2 protein-coding genes are annotated in these 912 nt (G+C 62.3%); one reads left to right on the forward strand and one right to left on the reverse strand.

The genetic code is table 11. From position 1 onward, the window contains the following. The coding region (locus tag OXG98_19445) for a hypothetical protein (GenBank protein ID MCY3774185.1) at window positions 1–439 on the forward strand (439 nt) is incomplete at its 5' end. A 26-nt stretch (window positions 440–465) separates the two neighbouring features. Here the strand turns inward: OXG98_19445 and OXG98_19450 are convergent. After that, a partial coding sequence (locus OXG98_19450; GenBank protein ID MCY3774186.1) for a LysM peptidoglycan-binding domain-containing protein occupies window positions 466–912 on the reverse strand: 447 nt, incomplete at its 5' end.

The following is a 912-nucleotide window of genomic DNA, read 5'->3' on the forward strand; positions in this document are numbered from 1 at the left end:
AAACCCCTTTGCCCCGCTGGCTGCCCTGACCCGCCTGCCGGTCCATTTGGTCTGGTCGAGCCCGGAACTGGCGACCCTCTCAGTCCATATGTTTCGAGAAGTGGCGGCCGTTGCGGATGCCCTCGGCATTCCCCTGTCCGACCATGCGGCCTGGAGCCTGTTCGATCAGCAGACGCTCCGGGACGCCCCCTTCGACGAGGCCGTGCGGATGCTCGTGCGGGTGGGACAACAGGTGGCACGGAGCGGACGGACGCAGATTATTCCGTCCATGCTCCAAGATGTCCTGGCAGGAAAAAAAACGGAGATCGAAGAGACCGTCGGACACGTCTTCAAGGAAGGCCAGCGCCTCGGCATTCCCGTCCCCTACACCGAGTTTGCCTATCGTGCGGTCAGAGCCATAGAGGACGATTACCCCGCCCGGCTTGACACCCCCGAGTGAAGGCTGACCGTCCCCGTCCCCTGCCTTTATGACGCGGGGATACGCAGCACCTTGCCCGCCTGAATATGGTGACTGCGGAGGTTGTTGAGCCGGACCAGGGTCGCAATCGTGGTATTGTGGCGCAGAGCAATCTCCCCCAGGGTATCCCCCCAGCGTACCCGGTAGAGCGTCGTCTCGGTCCGGCCGGTGGGAATCCGCAGCACCGCACCTATATTAATCTGGGTTCCGCGCAGGCGGTTTGCCGTCCTCAGCGCACGTACCGTCGTCCCGTAACGCCGGGCGATTCTCTCCAGGGAATCTCCGCGACGCACGGTATACCGCAGGTCTTGCTCGTTTTTCTTTTCTTCAGCGCTACGTCCCGGGGCAGAGGACAGCGGTGTCGGCAGGGACGTTACCGCCCGTCTATCCGGCGCTGCCGCTGAGGATATTGGAAGGGAGATTTCTTTTCCAACCGCAAGAGGCTGCAAATACCA

The sequence above is a fragment of the Gemmatimonadota bacterium genome (genome assembly GCA_026706345.1).
Classification (GTDB): domain Bacteria; phylum JAAXHH01; class JAAXHH01; order JAAXHH01; family JAAXHH01; genus JAAXHH01.